This is a genomic window from Sphingobacterium sp. UBA1897 (assembly GCF_002337775.1).
Lineage (GTDB): Bacteria > Bacteroidota > Bacteroidia > Sphingobacteriales > Sphingobacteriaceae > Sphingobacterium > Sphingobacterium siyangense.
In genome coordinates, this window is the sequence record NZ_DDGR01000034.1 from 1 (window position 1) to 20,377 (window position 20,377).

Annotated in this window: 22 protein-coding genes; 15 read left to right on the plus strand and 7 right to left on the minus strand. The window is 37.9% G+C overall.

All coding sequences use genetic code 11. The features are described from left to right. Window positions 1–113: 113 nt before the first annotated feature. The 3 genes from B4N43_RS22660 to B4N43_RS22670 all read right to left on the minus strand — a co-directional run bounded on the left by B4N43_RS22660 (window position 114) and on the right by B4N43_RS22670 (window position 3,718). A complete protein-coding gene (locus B4N43_RS22660; RefSeq protein ID WP_088163483.1) occupies window positions 114–815 on the minus strand; it encodes a class I SAM-dependent methyltransferase in 702 nt (233 codons plus the stop codon). Continuing rightward, on the minus strand, window positions 808–1,989 hold the full coding sequence (pncB, locus tag B4N43_RS22665) for a nicotinate phosphoribosyltransferase (RefSeq protein WP_088160660.1): 1,182 nt from the start codon (window positions 1,987–1,989) through the stop codon (window positions 808–810). Before pncB ends, B4N43_RS22660 begins: the two co-directional genes overlap by 8 nt. A 160-nt stretch (window positions 1,990–2,149) precedes the next feature. After that, window positions 2,150–3,718, minus strand: a complete 1,569-nt coding sequence (locus B4N43_RS22670) for a DUF6600 domain-containing protein (protein ID WP_286736382.1) — start codon at window positions 3,716–3,718, stop codon at window positions 2,150–2,152. 256 nt (window positions 3,719–3,974) lie between these two features. On the opposite strand from B4N43_RS22670, the gene B4N43_RS22675 reads away from it, so the two are divergent. From B4N43_RS22675 to B4N43_RS22700, 6 genes are all read left to right on the plus strand, one after another. Then, window positions 3,975–4,733: an MlaE family ABC transporter permease gene (locus tag B4N43_RS22675; RefSeq protein ID WP_075991659.1), complete on the plus strand. Its 759-nt coding sequence runs from the start codon at window positions 3,975–3,977 to the stop codon at window positions 4,731–4,733. Window positions 4,734–4,739: 6 nt separating this feature from the next. Continuing rightward, window positions 4,740–5,513, plus strand: coding sequence for an ABC transporter ATP-binding protein (locus B4N43_RS22680; protein WP_075991660.1), 774 nt, complete (start codon window positions 4,740–4,742; stop codon window positions 5,511–5,513). Between the two features lie 5 nt (window positions 5,514–5,518). After that, window positions 5,519–6,523 (plus strand): MlaD family protein, encoded by a 1,005-nt coding sequence (locus B4N43_RS22685; protein WP_070567326.1) that lies wholly within the window; start codon window positions 5,519–5,521, stop codon window positions 6,521–6,523. A gap of 141 nt (window positions 6,524–6,664) precedes the next feature. After that, on the plus strand, window positions 6,665–7,366 hold the full coding sequence (locus B4N43_RS22690; protein WP_070567324.1) for an RluA family pseudouridine synthase: 702 nt from the start codon (window positions 6,665–6,667) through the stop codon (window positions 7,364–7,366). A 27-nt stretch (window positions 7,367–7,393) separates the two neighbouring features. Beyond that, the gene (locus tag B4N43_RS22695; protein ID WP_070567322.1) at window positions 7,394–7,657 is read left to right on the plus strand and encodes a hypothetical protein; all 264 of its coding nucleotides are present in this window, start codon (window positions 7,394–7,396) and stop codon (window positions 7,655–7,657) included. A gap of 109 nt (window positions 7,658–7,766) precedes the next feature. After that, window positions 7,767–8,117, plus strand: coding sequence for a DUF983 domain-containing protein (locus tag B4N43_RS22700; RefSeq protein WP_232475712.1), 351 nt, complete (start codon window positions 7,767–7,769; stop codon window positions 8,115–8,117). A gap of 20 nt (window positions 8,118–8,137) precedes the next feature. On the opposite strand, the gene B4N43_RS22705 is transcribed toward B4N43_RS22700, so the two are convergent. Continuing rightward, entirely contained in the window at window positions 8,138–8,428 is a 291-nt protein-coding gene (locus B4N43_RS22705; protein WP_070567317.1) for a DUF4286 family protein, read from the minus strand. Window positions 8,429–8,605: 177 nt separating this feature from the next. On the opposite strand from B4N43_RS22705, the gene B4N43_RS22710 reads away from it, so the two are divergent. The 9 genes from B4N43_RS22710 to B4N43_RS22750 all read left to right on the plus strand — a co-directional run bounded on the left by B4N43_RS22710 (window position 8,606) and on the right by B4N43_RS22750 (window position 17,544). Next, window positions 8,606–10,486, plus strand: coding sequence for an alpha/beta hydrolase family protein (locus B4N43_RS22710; RefSeq protein ID WP_088160663.1), 1,881 nt, complete (start codon window positions 8,606–8,608; stop codon window positions 10,484–10,486). 12 nt (window positions 10,487–10,498) lie between these two features. Next, the gene (locus tag B4N43_RS22715) at window positions 10,499–12,157 is read left to right on the plus strand and encodes a sensor histidine kinase (protein WP_088160664.1); all 1,659 of its coding nucleotides are present in this window, start codon (window positions 10,499–10,501) and stop codon (window positions 12,155–12,157) included. 15 nt (window positions 12,158–12,172) lie between these two features. Next, window positions 12,173–12,871: a response regulator transcription factor gene (locus B4N43_RS22720; protein WP_046674214.1), complete on the plus strand. Its 699-nt coding sequence runs from the start codon at window positions 12,173–12,175 to the stop codon at window positions 12,869–12,871. Between the two features lie 143 nt (window positions 12,872–13,014). Beyond that, complete coding sequence (gene greA, locus B4N43_RS22725; protein ID WP_046674213.1) at window positions 13,015–13,488, plus strand: transcription elongation factor GreA; 474 nt, start codon at window positions 13,015–13,017, stop codon at window positions 13,486–13,488. A 238-nt stretch (window positions 13,489–13,726) separates the two neighbouring features. Continuing rightward, a complete protein-coding gene (locus tag B4N43_RS22730) occupies window positions 13,727–14,143 on the plus strand; it encodes an HIT family protein (RefSeq protein ID WP_075991665.1) in 417 nt (138 codons plus the stop codon). Window positions 14,144–14,286: 143 nt separating this feature from the next. Further along, complete coding sequence (locus tag B4N43_RS22735; RefSeq protein WP_075991666.1) at window positions 14,287–14,937, plus strand: DedA family protein; 651 nt, start codon at window positions 14,287–14,289, stop codon at window positions 14,935–14,937. A gap of 8 nt (window positions 14,938–14,945) precedes the next feature. Beyond that, complete coding sequence (locus tag B4N43_RS22740; protein WP_075991667.1) at window positions 14,946–15,488, plus strand: inorganic diphosphatase; 543 nt, start codon at window positions 14,946–14,948, stop codon at window positions 15,486–15,488. Between the two features lie 8 nt (window positions 15,489–15,496). Then, a complete protein-coding gene (locus tag B4N43_RS22745; protein WP_088160665.1) occupies window positions 15,497–16,810 on the plus strand; it encodes a hemolysin family protein in 1,314 nt (437 codons plus the stop codon). Window positions 16,811–16,827: 17 nt separating this feature from the next. Then, a complete protein-coding gene (locus B4N43_RS22750; RefSeq protein WP_112374256.1) occupies window positions 16,828–17,544 on the plus strand; it encodes a 16S rRNA (uracil(1498)-N(3))-methyltransferase in 717 nt (238 codons plus the stop codon). An 84-nt stretch (window positions 17,545–17,628) separates the two neighbouring features. Here the strand turns inward: B4N43_RS22750 and B4N43_RS22755 are convergent, their stop codons facing one another. From B4N43_RS22755 to B4N43_RS22765, 3 genes are all read right to left on the minus strand, one after another. Then, window positions 17,629–18,105, minus strand: coding sequence for a hypothetical protein (locus B4N43_RS22755; RefSeq protein WP_070567302.1), 477 nt, complete (start codon window positions 18,103–18,105; stop codon window positions 17,629–17,631). 132 nt (window positions 18,106–18,237) lie between these two features. Beyond that, window positions 18,238–19,632, minus strand: a complete 1,395-nt coding sequence (locus B4N43_RS22760; RefSeq protein ID WP_112374254.1) for an ABC transporter permease — start codon at window positions 19,630–19,632, stop codon at window positions 18,238–18,240. Between the two features lie 47 nt (window positions 19,633–19,679). Then, the gene (locus B4N43_RS22765; protein ID WP_070567298.1) at window positions 19,680–20,321 is read right to left on the minus strand and encodes an ABC transporter ATP-binding protein; all 642 of its coding nucleotides are present in this window, start codon (window positions 20,319–20,321) and stop codon (window positions 19,680–19,682) included. Window positions 20,322–20,377 lie beyond the last annotated feature (56 nt).

Here is a 20,377-nt window from a genome sequence, read left to right on the forward strand (position 1 = left end):
GGACAGGATGTTATTTTAAAAACATCCATGGGAGATATCTATATAAGAACACAGAAATAATATATATAATAACATAGAAATAATAAAAAAAATAGCCTGTTATAAACAACAGGCTATTTTTTTAGTTCCATGCGGACGAGGTATTGATCATTCTCATCTTCATACAAAATTTGGACAACCCAACCCAGTTCGTGCGAAATTTTGATCAATAAATCCTGGTCTAAATAGAGCCATTTGAAAAGATTTCCTCGAGTCCCTTTGTACTCATACTGGTATTGAATTTCCCCAAAATAATGCGCTGGTTTTTTGATGTTGTAATCTTTGTACAAATAACTGATGTCTGAAGAGTCAAAAATCAGTTGGCCATTTTCAGTCAGTAACTCTTTACTATGCTGTAATAGTTTTCGAAAACCATCTACGTCACCGGCAAGACCTATTCCGTTCATTAAAAACAATAGCGTATCATATTTTTGGCCTTCGAATTTATAGAAATCTTCGCAGATAATATGTTGTACCCCGCGTTGTTGCATAATATGGCAAGCGGTTTGCGAGAGTTCCAGTGCATCTACTTCAAAACCTTTTTCTTGGAGATACAGGCTATGGCTGCCAACTCCTGCTCCAACATCCAGTACACGTCCATCACATAAGGATAGTCCAATAAATTCCAGTTCAGGAAAATCATCGGGTTCCCGAAAGAAAATCTCAACGGGCATTTCATCTTGGTCGCCATAACTTGTATTGAGTATTAAAGGGAACTTTTCTTCTTGATGTACAAAGTAATCATCTAAGGCCTCACCGTATACATCTCTATGCATTGTCATCATCAATCATTAATACTTTTTTTGCAATATATATGGAGTCCTCATCTCCTGTATGTTTCATTGGTTCGTCAGATAGCTTAATGACCGGGGTCCATTGATCATCTTCTGGTAAAGCGTCAGTCATCTTAATGACGATATTCATGGGTTTGAGTCCCACATCATTGGTGAAATTGGTGCCAACGCCAAAGGAATGCAATATTTTTCCCTCACAGTAGCTCGCGATTCTTTCGACCTTCTCATAGTCTAGGCCATCCGAGAATATGATTGTCTTTGAGAGGGGATTGATTCCATTTTTATTATAGTGTGCAATAACCTTATCTGTAAATTCAAGCGGGTCGCCGCTATCGTGGCGGACTCCATCAAATAATTTGGTTAACTTTTTGTCAAATTGCTGAAAGAAAACTTCCGTAGTATAGGTGTCCGATAGTGCTATTCCGAGGTCACCTCGGTAGACATCAGACCAATGTTCAAGACCAAGTAGATTGGCCATTTTATAACCGTATTTGGCGGCGTGAAACATAAACCATTCATGGGCGTGTGTGCCAATTGGTTTCGTCTCATATTTCATTGCCAAATGTACATTGCTGGTACCTATAAATGTTTTTTCGCCATATTGCTTCAGTGTGCGAACGACCATATCATGGACTTCATAAGAATGACGTCTGCGGGTGCCAAAATCAGCAATTGTGATATTGAGTTTTTTATATTTTTCGATTTTATCTTTGGCTGTGGCGATTACTTCTGCATCCGAGGCACGTTGTAGACCTTGGGATTCATAAAAAAGTTCACATATGAGCGACATCAACGGAACCTCCCAAAGAATAGTACGGTACCAGTACCCTTCGATAATGACTTCAAGGTCGGGGCCATCCTGGAATATTTTGATCTCTTCGGGATCGTAGCGATAACCTTGAAGAAAGTCAAAATAGGTTGGGTCTATATAAGGACATGTTCTGGCAAAAAATGCCTTTTCTGCTTTTGTTAACTTCAAATTAGCCATCTCATTGACGGCTTCCTTCAGGAGCACGTCAAAACCATCGGGAAATTTATGATGTCCCCGGTTAATAAAATGATAACGTGCCTTGGCCTTTGGAAACAACTTAACCACAGCATGCTGCATGGTGAATTTGTAAAAGTCATTATCTAATATAGAGGTAAATGAAGCCATCTTTATCGATCTGTTTTTTTGTTTGAAGCGGTAAATTTACTAATTAACGTGAAAATGTATGGATTGTTCATGATAAATATAAAAAGACATGCATATAAAAGGCGGATAAAATTTTTCATTTTACCCGCCAGATATGAATTATTATTTTACTCGGCTGTCATTATCTTGTTCTAGATCTTTCTGATCCTTGTGAAGAACGTCCAGAGCTACGTTCACCGGAGCTTTCTGAAGACCTTGATCGCGATACGGACGATGAATTGTCTGTATTTGATCTACTTCTTGTGTTTTCGTAGCTCCGATTTTGAGTTGGTTGTGCTACAGGTTGCGATACCGGTTGGCTCGAACGGCTCCTGCTGCCAGCGTTGTTATTTCCATTTTGGACAGGCTGTGACACCGGTTGGCTTGAACGTGTTCTACTGCCATCATAATTTCCATTTCGTTGCGGCGTTGTTGTCGGTACTCGTGGAGGCACAGTCTGATTAGAGCTGCTTGCATTTGACCGCGAACGTGAATTATAATCTGTGTTTCTATTGTAGTCTGTACTTCTGCCGTTTACAACACCATTATTATCAACGGAGCCATTTTGTCTATTTCTACTGGTAGATGTAGGGTTGTTATTGTTTGAAGCATCCGATTGGCGACCTGATCGTGTTCTAAAATCATAGTTATTCGAATTAGGTTGTGTACCGTTCGTATTTCTATTTACAGTTCCATTGTCGCTGCTTCTCGTATTATTATTTGAACTACGACTCGAGCCACCGCTGTTGGCATCATTACGAGACCTTACAGAAGCATTTCCACTGTTATCGATATATAACTCACGACTTCCTGATCTTGAATCGATGTTGTCTCGATTGCTGATAACACGATTGGTACGATCTGAAATCTCACTATTGTTATTACGTGTTCGGGTAGATGCATCCACGACATTTGTAGGACGTGCAGAAGATCTTGTATTACGGTCTACATTTGGACGGTACATACTGATTTCATTACTACGATTGCTGCTACTGCGGGCAGATCCAGGTCGATCGGCATTTGCAATTCTATTAACTGTTACGCTTCTTCCTGTCGAACGTTCGATGTCAGATCTTCGAGGGCCACCAACATAATAGTTGTTGTTAATTATCGTTGTATTGTTGATAATGGTGGTTCTGTTATAGATATTATTGTAATTTCTTCGATTAACATAATATCTATCCATATCCCTATTCATAAAGTGATTGACTCCCACAAATGTCCAAAAGTTCATTGGAATATTAACAGATACATTTATACTCATGCCCGGGCCCATTGGTGCCCAACCGTAGTAGTCGTTACTTTGACGCCAATTTACCCATGCTGGCCCCCATTCATAGTCAGGAACCCATCCCCATCCATAACGGTCATTGTAGTTCCAGCGACCATAGTGAAATGGAGCCCAACCCCAGTCATAGTTGGATACCCAGGTATTACCATAGTCGGTCATTGTCCAATAACCATTGGTTGCATAAGGCTGGAAGTTCGGGCCAACGTCCGGAATCCAGACATAACCATAATTGGGATCATTAACCCATTGTCCGTAAGGGGAGAGTTGATCATAGAACATCTGGAACGAAACTCCAGCATTGTTATAATTGTTATAACCATTATATCCACTCCGTTGGGCCATTGAAGTCGCGCAACTTGAAAAAGAAGCGATACCTATAAAACCAAGTACCCAATATTTTATGTTGCCTAAATTTTTCATGACTGTAATATTTAAAAGTGTGACAAAACTCTATTGTATTGTCTTTGTTATTATGACAGCATAACGTATAAAATGGTTTAATCGGTACACTGGAAATCTGATTTTTTTTATATAAAAGTCAAATTGATGATCTTTTTACATAAACGACAATTTTAGATACATATTTTTTATTTACCTTTACCGCTCGAATTGCTACGTGTTTGTTCAGCATAAGACGTGTTTTATGACACATTAATTTGAAATAGACATCATTTAAATGGCTAAAAAACTTCAGACTTTTTTTCTAGAATTCGCAAACATTCACCGTTTTTTGCTACGGTTTTGGCGCGAATTGGTAACTCCACCATATGAATTTAAAGAAATTGTCCGCCAGTGCTATGAAATAGGCTACAAATCTTTGCCTTTGATCAGTTTAACGGGGTTTATTGTTGGATTTGTCTTTACAAAACAATCGCGTCCTTCTTTGGAAGAATTCGGGGCGACTTCGATGTTGCCTTCGCTTATTTCGATTGCTATTGTTCGTGCTCTTGCACCGCTGGTGACAGCTTTAATAGCTTCGGGTAAAGTGGGCTCGCAAATCGGTGCGGAACTAAGTTCGATGAATGTCACGGAGCAAATCGATGCCATGGAAGTTTCGGGAACTAATCCATATAAGTATCTTATTGTAAGTAGAATATTAGCTACAACTATTGGGATTCCTGTACTATGTTTTTATGTAGCGGGTATAGGTCTTTTAGGCGGTTACCTAAGTATGATGAGTAAAGACGACTTAAGCTTTTTGAGTTTTTTTACGCAAGTATTTGAGACGATAGCATTTAAGGATTTAGGTGCTATGGTTTTGCGTGCGGTTATATTTGGTTTTACTATTGGAGCTGTAAGTTGTTATTGCGGTTATTTTTCTTCAAAGGGGACTGAAGGTGTGGGTAAGGCAGCCAATGCTGCCGTTGTAGCTTCGATGTTCCTTGTATTTATTGAGGAAATAATTATTGTTCAAGTTTTATCGTTCTTTGGATAGCGAGCTATGGAAAAGATTAAATCAACCATCGACCATTCGAAGCCGGTCATTGAAATTAGGGATGTTAGCAAGTCTTTCGGTGATAATCACGTCCTACGTGGTGTCAACCTGGATTTATATAAAGAAGAAAATCTCGTTGTGCTTGGACGTTCTGGAACGGGGAAATCAGTGTTGATCAAATTGATTTCTGGTTTATTAAGACCGGATGAGGGGACGATCAATGTTTTGGGAGAGTCAGTTCTTGAATTAAATGATCGCGAACTGCGTGAATTACGCTTAAAAATAGGGTTTTCTTTTCAGAATAGTGCGCTTTATGATAGTATGACTGTGCGCGAAAATTTGGAATTTCCATTGGTTCGAAATAAACGGAACTTAACACGTTCGGAGATCAACTACGCTGTAGAAGAGGTTTTGGATGGAGTAGGGCTTTCGCAAGCTATCAATCAGATGCCATCGGAGTTGTCGGGTGGACAACGTAAACGAATTGGTATTGCGCGCACACTGATTCTTAGACCTGAAATCATGATGTACGATGAACCAACAGCAGGACTAGATCCGATCACTTGTTTGGAGATTAATGGATTGATTAATGAGGTTCAGGAGAGGTATAAAACAGCATCAATTATTATTACGCATGATTTAGCTTGTGCGAAAGAGGTGGGAGACCGTATTGTAATGTTGTTGGATGGCAAGTTTGAAAGACAGGGGTCTTTTGAAGAGATTTTTGATACAGATGACGCACGTGTAAGAGCGTTTTATAATTATAATTTTATTCTATAATATACATGAGTAAGGCAGAAAATAAAAGAGCAATCATTGTCGGTATTTTTGTTTTTTTAGGCGTATTGATTCTTTTAGCGGGTATTTTTATTTTGGGTAGCCAGCAAAAGAAATTTACTAGAAATATCGAAATTACGACTTCATTTCCCGATGTCGCTGGATTGAAAGTGGGGAGTAATGTGTGGTTTTCTGGGGTTAAGGTAGGGATCATTAAGAATATACATTTTAAAAGCGTGCAGGATGTTGAGGTGGTATTGACAATCGAGGAGAAATCTGCTGAATATATTCGTAAAGATGCTGTAACAAAATTGGGCTCGGACGGTTTGATTGGTAACAAGATCGTAGTGATTTCTGGAGGGTCGCAAAATGCGCCAACAGTGGAGACAGGTGATTTCTTGCGTTCGGCGAAGACTGCGGACATGGAAGCAATGATGGAAACATTGCAGGTAAATAATGAAAACTTAGCAAAGATTACGACTGACTTTGTAGAAATATCACGTGGATTGGCGGACGGAAAAGGAATGGTTGGAGCGATGTTGACCGATACTTCTATGGTTAATACATTGCGTGCTACATTATTGTCAATCAGTGCTGCAATGAATAATGCGAATAAAGCATCTGCTAATTTGGTTACCTTGACAAACTCTTTAAATAGCAATAAGGGCTTGATTCATGATTTAACGACTGATACCGCTATATTCTCTAACCTGCGTCAGTCTGCAGCGCAGTTGCAAGGAGTTTCTCAGACAGCAAATGCATTGATAAACAATTTGAATAATGCTTCAAGTCGATTGAATGATAAAGATAATGCGGTTGGTGTGTTATTGAATGACCCGGCATCGGCAAATCAAATTAAATCGGCAATCAATAATTTAAATTCGAGCACATCCAAACTGGACGAGAATATGGAGGCATTGCAGCATAATTTCTTGTTGCGTGGTTTCTTTAAAAAGAAGATGAAGGAGGATGCGAAAAAAGCTGAGTTGCTTAAAGCGGACACTGCAAAGTAAGTTGTGTTAAAAAAGAACATAAGGAAAGGCTGTACGCTTGCGTAGGGCCTTTTTTAATAAATAATAGCGTCATTATGGGATCCAACTCAACAGGTCTTAGCACTGTATAGTATTTGGATAACCCTTTTATATTTGAAAGAAATGAATCACAGCGAAATAACCGATAAAGACGTCATTTACGAAGACAATCATCTCATCGCTATAAATAAGAAAGCCGGGGATATTGTGCAGGTGGATGAAACAGGAGACCTATCTTTAGAAGATATGGTGAAAGTATATTTGAAAAAGAAATATGATAAGCCAAATGAAGCATTTGTTGGTGTTATTCATCGATTAGATAGACCTGTTAGTGGTATGATTTTGTTCGCCAAAACAAGCAAGGCGCTAGAGCGAATGAATAAATTTTTTCAGGATAGACATGTGAAAAAGACCTATTTGGCAATCGTTAGACAGCGTCCGCGAAAAACTGAGGGGAAACTTATCAATTGGTTGGTTCGGAATAGACAAACAAGGGTAACAAAGGCCTTTCCACGCGAGGTGAAAGGCGGAAGTTATGCCGAGTTGGATTATACATTGGTGGGTGAGTTGAATGGATTCTATTTGCTGCGCGTAGAGCCTTTAACAGGTCGTACACATCAGATTCGTGCGCAACTTGCAGCGATGGGATGTCCTATTGTTGGTGATAATAAGTATGGATATCCAAGAGGCAGTTCTTTGGGCAGTATTTGTTTACATTCTCGTTCATTGACCTTTACGCATCCAATAAAAAAGGATAAGATGGAATTGATCGCTTCTTTGCCGAAAGATGGCTTTTGGGATAAATTTGAATCTTTGGCACGCTAATCGTTAAAATTTCAGTACCTTTGTGCTATGAAATGGTTTAAATATTTACTCCTAATATTTACCTTAAGCTGCTCGGCTGTGTCTGTTTCGTACGGACAGTGTGCGATGTGTACATTGAACGCTGAGAATTCTACGAAGGAAGGAAATATGCAAGGAAGAGGTCTGAATGACGGTATTTTGTTTCTATTGGTAATACCTTATCTAGCCGCGGCGGGCCTTGGTTATTTATGGTATAAAAAATACCGCAAGAAGAACCCCGTAACAAAGAAATTTTTAAACGAAATAAAATAGATTCTTAATGCCCACATCCAAATTCCATGCAATGATACATTCCAAATGTCCGAAGTGTCATATTGGTAATGTATTTGTAGGAAAGGTATACAGTTTACATAAGCAGCATATGAATGATACTTGCCCTTATTGTGGTGTCAAGTACGAGGTTGAGCCGGGGTATTTCTATGCTGCCATGTATGTGAGTTATGCTTTGTCTGTCGCTGAGATTGTTACTGTATCTGTTGCTATCGCAATTTTGACAGGAAGCGAGTCTCCTTGGTCTTATCTGATTGGTCTAGCTGTAACCATTTTGGTCTTCGCACCTTTTAATTTTAGATATGCCCGTTTGATTTTACTTCATTTTTTAACGCCAAAAATCAGTTATGATCCGCGCTATGAATTGGCGGCAGAGATAGGTGAAAAGAATAATAAGAACTTTGAAGAAGATGGTAACGATATTAATGAAATAAAAAAATAAAAGAGCTCCACAGAGCTCTTTTATTTTTTTAGATACTTCATGGTACTGTCGAAAAGGAACACCTTGTCTTTATATACTTCCGAAATGAGTTGTTGTAATGGAATTAGATGCACTTGCTGAAAATCTGCTATATGGTCTTCTGTAGGGAGTATAACTTGAATGCAGTAGGTCATACCTTCGTGTGGAGACTGTAGCATTTCCAGAAAATGCACTTGAAATTTTTGGGATTGCACGATATTATCCTGAATCCATGAAACGACCTCTTGATGGATTGTTTCTTCTGCTATAACGGAGACATTGTATAAAAACATATGCAAAAATACGCTATTTTTCTGCGATAAAAAAGATTCTAAAGGACAGAACCGAGATAAGTTTGAATATTACATTTAATTACTATATCTTGTAAAAATAAGGTTGCATTTCATGCAATTCCGTATTTAATTGCAATATTTGGAATAAATGATAAGGATGTATTTGGGATTATGAGGATGAAATTTTGGATAGGTTTGTTTTTTTCTGCCATGATCATGTTGGGGTGTCAACGACATAGTGTTGATCTTATTCCAATAAATCAATTTTTTTCTACACCTGAAAAATCAAATTTTAAGATTTCTCCAAATGGTCGATTTATCGCTTACATTGGCTTAGATAATCATTGCAAAAATATCTATTTAATAGATTTGATCAATAAGGATAGTTCCAAACAGCTTACTTATCAAAATGATATTAATGTAAAATCCTTCGCTTGGAACAATGATTCAAAAATTTCCTTTTTGACGGAACAATCTTCGCAGGACAGTTTACGTTTATATGCTGTGGACATCAACACAGAAAAGATTTGGCCATTGATTAAACCGGTACGAGGTCGGTTTCGATGGATTCATGCTATGGCGACCGGAGGTGATAGTTTTATAGCGGGAATCAACGATAGAGACTCTTCTTTTTTTGACCTTTATCGTATCTATTTAGACGGGAGGCCTCGGGAATTGGTTTTACAGAATCCCGGAAATATGAGCTCCTGGGTTGTATCTAATGATGGGCAGGTACGATTGGCTGTGGCCAACGATTCTGTACAGCAATCTGTGCTCTATAGAAGTTCAGAAAAAGAACCATTTAAAGAGATTATACGATGTGATGTTGAAAGTAGTTTTACTCCACTGGGTTATAAGGATAGTTCAAATGCCATCATTTATGCTTTATCCAATATAGACAGGGATAAACTGGCCTTGGTAAGTTATGATTTATTAAACCAAAAAGAGCTGGGCGAGCTATATAGTCATAAAGATGTTGACGTGAGCCCTGGGGGGTATTTCACTGAACAGAATAAGCTGTTATTTGTCAATTATAGCACATCAAGACAGAACAGACATTTTTTTGATGAGGCTACCAAAAAGAAATATGATCAATTGTCGAAGCAGATTGATGGCTTTGAGTTTCAGGTATTGAATACTGATATTTCGGGGAACAAGGTCATTATCAAAACCTATACGGACGTAAACCCGGGCGGGATTTATTTCTATGATTTTTCGACTCAAAAATTAACGAAGCTAACAGATAATAATTCCGATCTAAAAGACAAAGAACTTTCTCCAAATGAGTATATCACTTATACGGCGAGAGATGGCATTCAGATTTCGGGTTATTTAACTTATCCCATTCATTCCAATCGCAAAAATCTGCCTATGGTTGTATTGCCCCATGATGGACCTAACGGACGGGAGGTTTGGGGATTCGATAACGAAGCGCAGTTTTTGGCGAACAGGGGTTATTTGGTTTTTCAGATGAACTATAGGGGATCGACCGGTTTTGGTAAGAAGTTTTGGACTGCGGGATTTAAGGAATGGGGCGGGAAGATTCAGGATGATATTACTGATGGAGTAAAATGGTTGATTAAAGAAGGAATTGCTGATCGGGAACGTGTCGCTATTGTAGGGAAAGGTTTCGGAGGCTATTCGGCGCTACACGCTGCTTGTTTTAATTCTGATCTTTATAAATGTGCCGTGTCTTATTCCGGCTATACCAATCTGTTCACTTACTTTAGAGATATACCGCCATATTTTAAATCGTATGTGCAGAAAATGTATCAAGTAGTTGGGAATCCGATTCGGGAGGCTGAGCTATTTAAAAATATTTCACCTGTATTTCATTCGGATAAAGTAAAGATACCGGTGCTATTGGTACAGGGAGGAAAGGATCGGTTTAGTTCGGTAACAGATGCAAATCAATTTGTACAGAAATTAAAGAATAATAATATTCCCGTACAATACATCCTAAAAGAGGACGAGGATAGAACTTTTAAACGGGACGAGAATGTCTTTGGTTACTATAATGAGTTGGAGCGATTTTTGGCGAAATATCTTGTAGACTAAGGGCGGGAGATTATGAAAGCAGAGAAATATAGCTATCGAAAAAATTACGGATTATTGTTGATGTTTTTCATCGTGATTAGTGGTCTGTATATATTTGCCCTTTTTCTTTCGCGTAATTATACAGAATCGCATATTAAGAACGAATTTACCAATCGGAAATCGGAGATATTTGATCAAACCTTAGTCCCTTTCAATGATTTTTTTCAGAATAGAATTCCTGAAGTATCTTTTTATCAAGGTTTTTTGGATTCAGTCCAGGCGGGAAAATATGCATATAGTATATTAAGTTCCTACCCATTCGTTAGAGAAATTGGTTTTTTTGATTTACAATTTAATAATGATCATAACTTGAACTATGGTTTTATTGTTAATAACCTTAGAATTCAACCGAAAACCATTACTTTTTTTACCGTTTCCAGGTCTGGCCTGAATAAAAATACGATTCGGGATCGTGGACAGATGGGCTTGCATTCCGAAGAGATTAATAATATTGGTGTGAAGCTGGCAACTTATATCGATAAATTGCAACCGAATGCCAAGCTTTCTGATAAGGATATTCTGAAGGTTTTTTATACCATAAGACCTGGACAGATTACCTATCTGAATATTCCAAGGGTCAACGACTTAATAGTCTATAAGTCCATTATGGAAGGTAATTTGGATCATACTGTCGGATATGAACAGGATATGTTCAATTTTCAGATTGATCCAATGTATCTGGAAGTAAAAAATAGTTATTCAAATCTTTATGAGAAAGTAGAAATAGTGCCACTGGTTGGTGCTCCGATCACGCCGGAAAATGACGAGATTTCAACGGAGATGCCGTTACCTGGAGCGTTAGCAGACTACAAACTTCTTTTTAGGTCGAGTAAAAGTTTTCTGTCAAAAGAGATAAATCGCAGTTTTTGGCCGGTATTGGGAGGGGTATCCCTGATTTATATTATTTTGATTGCAATATTATATTTAATTTATAGAAATTTAGAAATTAACGGAAGACTTTTTAAATTGCAGTACGATTTCATCAATAATCTTACCCACGAGTTTAAGACGCCTGTGAGTGTTATTAAAATTGCTGGAAATAATATTAAGAGTGCGCAGGTACTCTCTGATGAAGAGCGGAAAATGTATGGAAATATATTAGATCAGGAGGCAGACCGATTAAATAACTTGATGAATAAGCTGTTGTCTTTTAGTCAGATCGAAAATAAAACCATAAAATTAAATAAAGAAGAAGTTGATTTGGAGGAATTTACCGAAAATCTAGTAGCTTCGTCAAGAATAAAATATGCGGATTTCAAGATTAGCACAAAAATTGATGTAAGAACATCAATGCTTGCAGATCCGGTACTGTTAAGTAGTGTGTTTCAAAATATGATCGATAATGCCTATAAATATTCGAAAGCGGGGCATAAAATCTTAGATATTGCGATACAACAAAACAAGAAGAATTTTGTTATCACTTTTAAGGATGAAGGAATAGGTATTGAGAAGGCAGAGTTTAACAACATCTTCAAAAAGTTTTATAGAATAAAAAGTCAATATAATCAGCAAGGAAGTATCGGTTTGGGCTTGGCTTTCTGTAAAGAGATTACCGAATTTATAGGCGGTGATATTACAGTAAAAAGTCAATTGGGACAGGGGACCACCTTTACCTTGGTATTTCCGGTTTAAAAAATAAATTTAAATATGAATAAAGACATCACTGTTGCTGTTATTGAAGATGATGAGAACTTACGGTTCTTGGTAAAACATCGATTGGAATCCGAAGGCTATCAGGTCATTCAGAGTGGAAATGGGAATGAAGCGGAAAGTTTGATCTTGGAAAAGAGACCCGATGTGGTTTTGCTGGATTGGATGCTTCCAGGAAAAGAAGGCAACGAAATCTGTGAAGATGTCCGTAAAGCCGGGTTTGAGAATATCATTATCATGATGACAGCGAAGTCTCAAGATGTGGACAAAATTGAAGCCTATAGCTTTGGTGTGACTGATTACATTAGTAAGCCATTCAATATGGATGTGCTTATTGCTATGATCGATAATAAGGTGAAATTTTTCTTACCTAAGAACAGTCCCGAAGTATATAAATTTGGGCAAACGGAACATCATCCGAATATTCATTCCTTAATACGTGACGGAAGGAAAGTTGAGTTGACCATTTTGGAAAACCGAATTTTGCTTCATTTTTTACAAAACTTAGGCCGGGAGATTACACGCGAGGAGTTAATGGAGGTTGTCTGGGGTTATAGCTCCAATGTCAACACACGTACTTTGGATATGCATGTGGTTCGTTTAAGGAAAAAGATCGAAACAAATCCAGATAAGCCACATTATCTACAAACAGTTCGGGGGCTGGGGTATAAATTTGTTGATGAGGAAGAGATTTAATTTTATTTAACGGGTAAGAATTTGTTTTGTTGAAAACAATTATTATCTTCGTATAGATTCAAAGCAAGACCATGTTTCCTGACGAGGGAAATATGGTCTTGTTTCTTTTTTAAAAAGTAGAAAATAAGAAAAAAGATAAAATTATGGCAGAAGTAACTTATTTTACGGAAGAAGGATTGCGTAAGCTTAAAGAAGAATTGGCTTATCTGAAGACGGAAGGAAGGTCTAAAATTGCCAATGCTATTGCAGAGGCTAGAGACAAAGGAGATTTGTCAGAAAATGCAGAGTATGATGCAGCTAAAGAAGCTCAGGGGCTTCACGAAGCTAAAATTGCCAATTTGGAGAATACATTGGCGACTGCACGTTTAATTGATGAGTCCAAATTGGATACATCTAAAGTTTTGGCCTTATCGATTGTTAAGATCAAGAACAAAAAGAATGGTGCTGAAATGACTTATCAATTGGTGGCGGAGTCAGAAGCAGATTTGAAGTCGGGCAAGATTTCAGTTAAATCTCCTATTGCCCAGGGTTTGTTGGGAAAATCGAAAGGTGATACAGCTGTTATTGAAGTGCCTGCCGGTAAAATTGAATTCGAGATCGTAGAGATTTCAAGATAATATATGTCGGTTATGTGCGGTATGCCATAACCGCACATCCACAAATTAACTTTATATTAAGAAGGTCGTGATATAGTAATCGCGACCTTTTTTGTTTATATTTGTTGGCAGTAGAAAAACAGGGTGTGATAAAATCTGCAGTTAAATTTTTAATTGCTAACATACCGAAGGCTTTGCATTTTAAAGTCTGTTTTTTGCTAATTATTGTTTAAAAGATTTATTCCAAGATTAGAATAATATGTCGACAATTTTTTCAAAAATCGTTGCTGGGGAGATCCCAGCTTACAAAGTTGCAGAAAGTAATGATTTTCTAGCTTTTTTGGATATCAGTCCATTGGCTAAGGGGCACGTTCTTGTGATCCCTAAGAAAGAGACCGATTACATTTTTGATATAGAAGATGATGAATATATGGCGCTTTGGGTCTTTGCTAAGATTGTTGCTCAAGGTATTAAAAAGGTAATTCCCTGTGTAAAAGTTGGTGTTGCAGTTGTTGGTTTAGAAGTGGCTCACGCACATATACATTTGGTGCCTATTAATAAAATTAGTGATTTAAACTTTGCTGGACCTAAATTGAGCTTGGCAGAGGACGAACTTCATGAAATTGCGACTACTATTCGCGAGTCTATCGTCAGTATAACTGCTCAAAATCAATAATTAGAAAGGATTATATTACACTTGATTTACGTTCGTTTTTTAGAAGAATGCTATATTTGTACCTTGTCGTTTCAAATTTGTACAGAGATAAGCGTGGAAGTTGTTCTAAAAAAGGAACGCAACATTGATTTTTACTAAAGGTTATGCATGAACTCTTGTTGTCATTTCAACAATTATTAAACCCGGAGGAGCTATTGAGTTCAGGAGGGTTTTATCTGGTTATCTTAATTGTATTTGCTGAGACGGGCCTATTTTTTGGATTTTTTCTACCTGGGGATTATTTATTATTTCTTGCAGGATTATTTTGCGCGCTAAATAAAATTGACGTTAATATATACACGCTTTGTTTGGGCTTGTTTATAGCGGGAGTGTTAGGGAATTTTACAGGGTATTGGTTTGGTTATCGAGCGGGGCCGATGCTGTTTAAGCGAAAAGATAGTTTCATCTTTAAGCGAAAATATGTGGTCATGGCCGAAGAATTTTACCATAAATATGGTGGAACTGCTTTAATTATAGGAAGATTTGTTCCAATAGTTCGTACTTTTGCACCTATCTTTGCAGGTGTTGTAAAATTAGATTTTAAGAAGTTCGTTCTGTATAATGTTGCCGGAGCTGCCATTTGGGTACTTGTATTGACCCTGTCTGGATATTTCCTTGGTATTGAGTTCCCTTGGATTATACATTATGTAGAATATGTTGTCGTTGGTATGATTGTGATCGCATTTTTACCAATTGCAATAACGTTGTTAAAAAAGCGTATAAAAGATAAAAGAAACAAACAAAATATACAGTAAAATAAAAAATGAGTAAACAAAACCCTTGGCACATGGTTTCTCCAGGTGAGAATGTTCCAAATGCCGTAAATGCTATCATTGAGATTACAAACGGATCCAAAGGAAAGTATGAATTAGACAAAGAAACTGGTTTGTTGCTTTTGGACAGAGTAATGAGTTCATCTGTCGTTTATCCTGCCAATTATGGTTTTATCCCACAGACTTATTGCGATGACAAAGATCCTTTGGATATTTTGGTCATTTGTTCAGTGGATATTTTACCATTAACATTGGTTGAAGCACAGGTCATTGGTGTGATGAATATGGTTGATGGTGGAGAACAAGATGATAAAATTATTGCGGTAGCTAAAAATGATCCCGTTTTTAATTACATTAAAGATATTGATCAGTTACCTCCGCATACCATGAAGGAGATTGTACAGTTCTTTGAGAGTTATAAAGCACTTGAAAAGAAGCATGTCATTGTTGAGGGTGTAAAAGGACGTGAAGAAGCACAAAGAATCTTGATCGAGGCTATCGATTTGTACAAAAAAGAATTTGTTAACAAATAACCCCAAGCATGGCGCTCGATATATTTTGGACATTGTTTTTAGTATTGGCCAACGGCTTTTTTGTCGCGGCAGAATTTGCTATTGTCAAGGTCCGAGTCTCCCAAATTGAAGTTCAGGCAAAAACAGGTAGCAAAGTTGCTACAATAGCCAAAAGTATAACGGAGCATTTGGATGGTTATTTGGCCGCTACACAATTGGGTATTACACTTTCTTCACTGGCCTTAGGTTGGGTAGGAGAGGCTGTAATGACCCAAATTGTGCAGGGGGTACTAGGTTTTTTCGGTGTTGAATTGACAGGTACAATCGCGACGAATGCAGGTCATATATTGGCTTTTACGATTATTACCGTGTTACACATTGTATTTGGAGAGCTCGCTCCTAAATCAATTGCGATTCAAAAACCTGTTGCAACAACAATGAAAATTGCGGTTCCACTGCAATTTTTCTACTTTATCTTTAGACCATTTATTTGGATTTTAAATGGTTTCGCTAATTTTCTGTTGAAGATTTTAGGATTTGAAGTTACTAAAGGGGAATCTGCGCACTCTTCTGAAGAGTTGCAATATCTTTTGGATAAAGGTAAAGAGTCTGGTGCTTTGGATATTTCTGAGCACGAGTTGATCAAAAATGTATTTGATTTTAACGAACGTATCGTTAAGAATATTATGGTACCTCGTACCAAAATTGTGGCTGTGGAGGTCACGGCTGATGCCTCTGAGCTGATAGAAACCATGACTGAAGAAGGGTACTCTCGTCTGCCAATTTATGAGGATAATATTGATCAAATCGTTGGTATTGTCCATACGAAAGATATTTTACCCCTCTTAGCTAAAGGAAAAGAGGTTGTCATGAGAAATATCATGCGCAAACCTTATTTCATTCCTGAGACGAAGAAGATCAATGATCTAATGGCTGAGTTCCAGCAAAAGCGTCTACAGTTAGCGATTGTATTGGATGAATTTGGTGGAACTGCGGGTATGGTTACCCTGGAAGATATTGTTGAGGAACTTGTTGGTGAGATTCAGGATGAATACGATGAGGAAACTCCAGTTGTCGAACGTATCTCGGAAACGGAATATATGGTCGATGCAGGCGCTAGTATTCATGATGTGAATGAATTTCTCCCGATAGAATTACCCGAGAGTCAGGATTACGATACGATGTCCGGTCTGGTGAGCGAAATCTTTGATAAGATTCCTGAAGTCGGTGAGCGTAAAGAAGAATATGGTTACGTATTCACTATTATCCGTAAGGCCCAGCAGAACATAGAGTTTGTCAAATTGGAATTGGTCGAATCGGCCGATGATGATACAGAAGAATAAAACAATAACGAAAGCACATGCAGTTATTTTTTACACCGGATTTAAACCCTTCATTAGAAAATTTTATCCTTAGTGAAGAAGAAAGTAAACATGCTATTCGTGTGCTTCGTATGGATACTGGTGATCGTTTACATCTCATAGACGGTCGCGGTGGTTTGTACGAAGCTCAAATTATTGACCCTCACCCCAAACGTACTGTTATCACGATCTTAAATGTTGAGGAGGAGTTTCAGCGGCCAAAATATCATTTGCATATTGCTGTTGGTCCAACGAAGAATATTGATCGCATCGAATGGTTTTTGGAAAAGGCGACTGAGGTTGGAATTCAAGAAATAACTCCAGTTATCTGTGAGCATTCTGAGCGAAAAGAGGTGAAATTAGATCGTCTAAATAAGGTGGTTGTTGCAGCGATGAAACAATCGTTGAAAGCCTATCTTCCGAAGCTAAATCCAGCAGTATCGTTTAAACAGTTTTTGAGGGAAATCCCAAAAGAAGGTGTTCAAAAGGCAATTGCACACTGTGTTGACGCTGAAAAGAAGTATTTAAACCAGGTTTTGGAGCCAGACCAGCATTATATTATCCTCATTGGTCCGGAAGGAGATTTCTCTGAAGAGGAAATTGATTTGGCACTACAGATGGGGTTTCATCCGATTTCGTTGGGAGAAGCGCGTTTAAGAACCGAAACGGCTGCTTTAGCAGCTTGTATGGAAGTTTCCCTGCTGAATAGAGGATAGGGGATAAAAGACGGACCCTGGCCCACTAAATGGGCTGTGAGAGATCTGCAAAGCCCATTTAATGGTTTAATAATAGACGCTAGTTTATTTTATTGGTTCTGCATCTACAATCTGGATTTCAGCATTTCCTTTAAGCGGATCTTTGGTAAAGATCATTTTCCCTTTTAATTTAATCGGATCTTCAGAGAATTTTATTGCATTGCCCTTTAATGTTACTTCAACCATTGGTGGTATTCCGTTGGATCCACAGAATTGGCATTGCATCACGGGTAATACAGACATCATAAAGTTTTTATGATTACGACCACTATGAAGAGGAACCATATAACCTGGTAATTCAACAATTTTATTTTCAAGCGCTTTAAGTTCTTTTGGGTAGAAAGGAGTATATACTTTCTTTGCCCCATTATAAGTTACTTTATAAGCCATTTTATCAATTGCTTCCCAAGTTTTGTTCATCATAGGTGTATGATCGGGAACATCCGGATTATTGCCTATTTGGGCTTGGGACTGTATGGTACAGAATAATATAAATAAGAATACTGTCAGTGTTTTTTTCATGTGTTATGCTATTGTTATGTATCGAGTGTTATGTATCGAGAAGCTGTTCGAATGTATTTTCCGTTTTCCTGCCTAGAGGATAAGCTGCTCTTCTTATTGCGATCTTTTGTCGTTGTGTAATCTTAGTTAAACTTATTTATTTGATAGTGTTCCAGAAATACTTGTCCTGTAGGCCTTGATCGCCGGAATAAGTGCTGCGAAGATACCTATTAGACAAGCAACAAACAAGAAAATCAGTTCTTTAGGATGAAGTGTAAAAGCCTCTATAAAATCGGCGCTTTGACTTGTCTGATTACTGATATAGTAAAGCGCTAGATGTGCCATTATAAGCCCAATTAACCCACCAAGAATCGTAATGATTAGTCCTTCAAGAAGCACAATGGCAAAGAGTTTTCCTTTGGAGGCTCCAAGCGTACGCATGATGGCAAGATCGTATTTACGTTGCTTTAATGCGTTATATAAATTAATAAAGACGCTTAAACCTGCAATAAACATAATTACATAAGCGAGTATCGATAAAGAATCTATCCCTACGCCTAATAACGAGAATAGACGAGTGCTTTCCATGGCGGGAGATGCGGCCTGCATGTCTGTTTGCTGATCAATCAATTTTGGCAAAATTCCGATCGCTGCAGGAGATTGATATTTTAGTAGAATGGCGGTTATTTCCAGTCCATTCTGTTTTACCATGTCGGCACCTATTGACTTCACAAACATGCCTTCCTCTGCGTGCTCATGATGGTCTTCCTGCTCCTGATGTTCTTTTTCGTTCGTTTGGGCTGGAGCAGATGAATTTTCTGCTATATCTTCACCATGATGGTGCAGATGTGCTTTGAGGGTTTCCTCCCGGTCTTCTTGGCGTTCCCGTAATTCTTTCTCTACTGCTGTTTCTTGATGCTCATGTTTATGTGCAATGCCATGTACATCCCAAACACTTTCTAAGTTGGTTAGTATTAAGTTATCGGTAACGTTATTGTTATGTTTTAGAATACCAACAATGGTAAACGGATGTTCGTCATGATGATGTCCATCTTTGCTCAAGCCATGTGAACTATGGATCTGATCGCCAATTTTGAGCTGTTGTTTTTTTGCAACTTGATCACCAATGACTACTTCAAAGTTATTTTGCCAGATACGGCCTTCAGTTATTGCTGTTTCATAAATAGCTAAGAAAGATGAATCTGTTCCAACAATGCGATGGCCTTTGAAATTGTCACCTAAAGATAGGGGCACTGCAAGCTGAACAAGGGGATTTTGGCGTAATGGTTCCAGTTCGTCCAGTGGGATATTGCCGGTTGGATTGTCAATATGATAAATACTTGATAAGATCAATTGAAGGGGGCTTCCTTTGGCTCCAACAACCAAATCAATATTTTTACTGTTATTGTCAAGCTGCTTTTCAAAAGTTTCGCCGGTAATTGAAAGCACGGCAAGGATGGAAATTCCAAACGCCGTTAACAGAATGCTTAGAAAGACCGAGCCAAACTGCCTACTTAAATTTTTCCAAACCAATTGTATCGTGTTCATAACAAATTCTAAAAACTAAGGGTGACGCGTAAATTAAAGTAAAACAATTATTTTAAAAGGTACATTTTGGAGAACTGATCTTTTATTCTCTTGTCGTGTGTTGTTATCAATAAAGTCGATCCTGCAGTGTCAGCTATCGATAATAACAGTTCTAATACCCTGTAGGTATTGTTGTCATCTAGAGCGGCAGTTGGCTCGTCAGCAATAAGTAGAGCTGGTTTATTAATGATGCTGCGTGCAATAGCAGCACGTTGTAATTGGCCGCGACTCAATTCGTTCGGGTAGGCATCACTTTTTTGATCTAATTGCAGTTGCGTCAATATGAAATGTATTGCATTAAGGTCTATTCTTTTCCCTGCTAAAGACTGTGCCAACTTGATGTTTTCCAAAAGTGTTAAATTTCTTAGGAGGTGAGCTTCTTGGAATATAAATCCGATATATTGCGCACGAAACTGATCCAATTTGCTGTTTGATAATAAGGATAGGTCTTGGTTATTTATTTTGACTAGACCTGTCTCTGGTCGTGACAAGCCTCCTAATATATTAAGTAACGTTGTTTTTCCAGAACCCGAATCCCCTAATAACAGCGTATGCTGACCTTTCTCGATGTGAATATCTGGAAATTCAATTGGCGTTGAATTAGGATACTGAAATGATAACTGTGTAGTCGATACGATTGGAGTGCTCATGAGGATCAGAAATTGAAAATATATTCAAACTTAGATAAATTGCTTTTTATATGCAA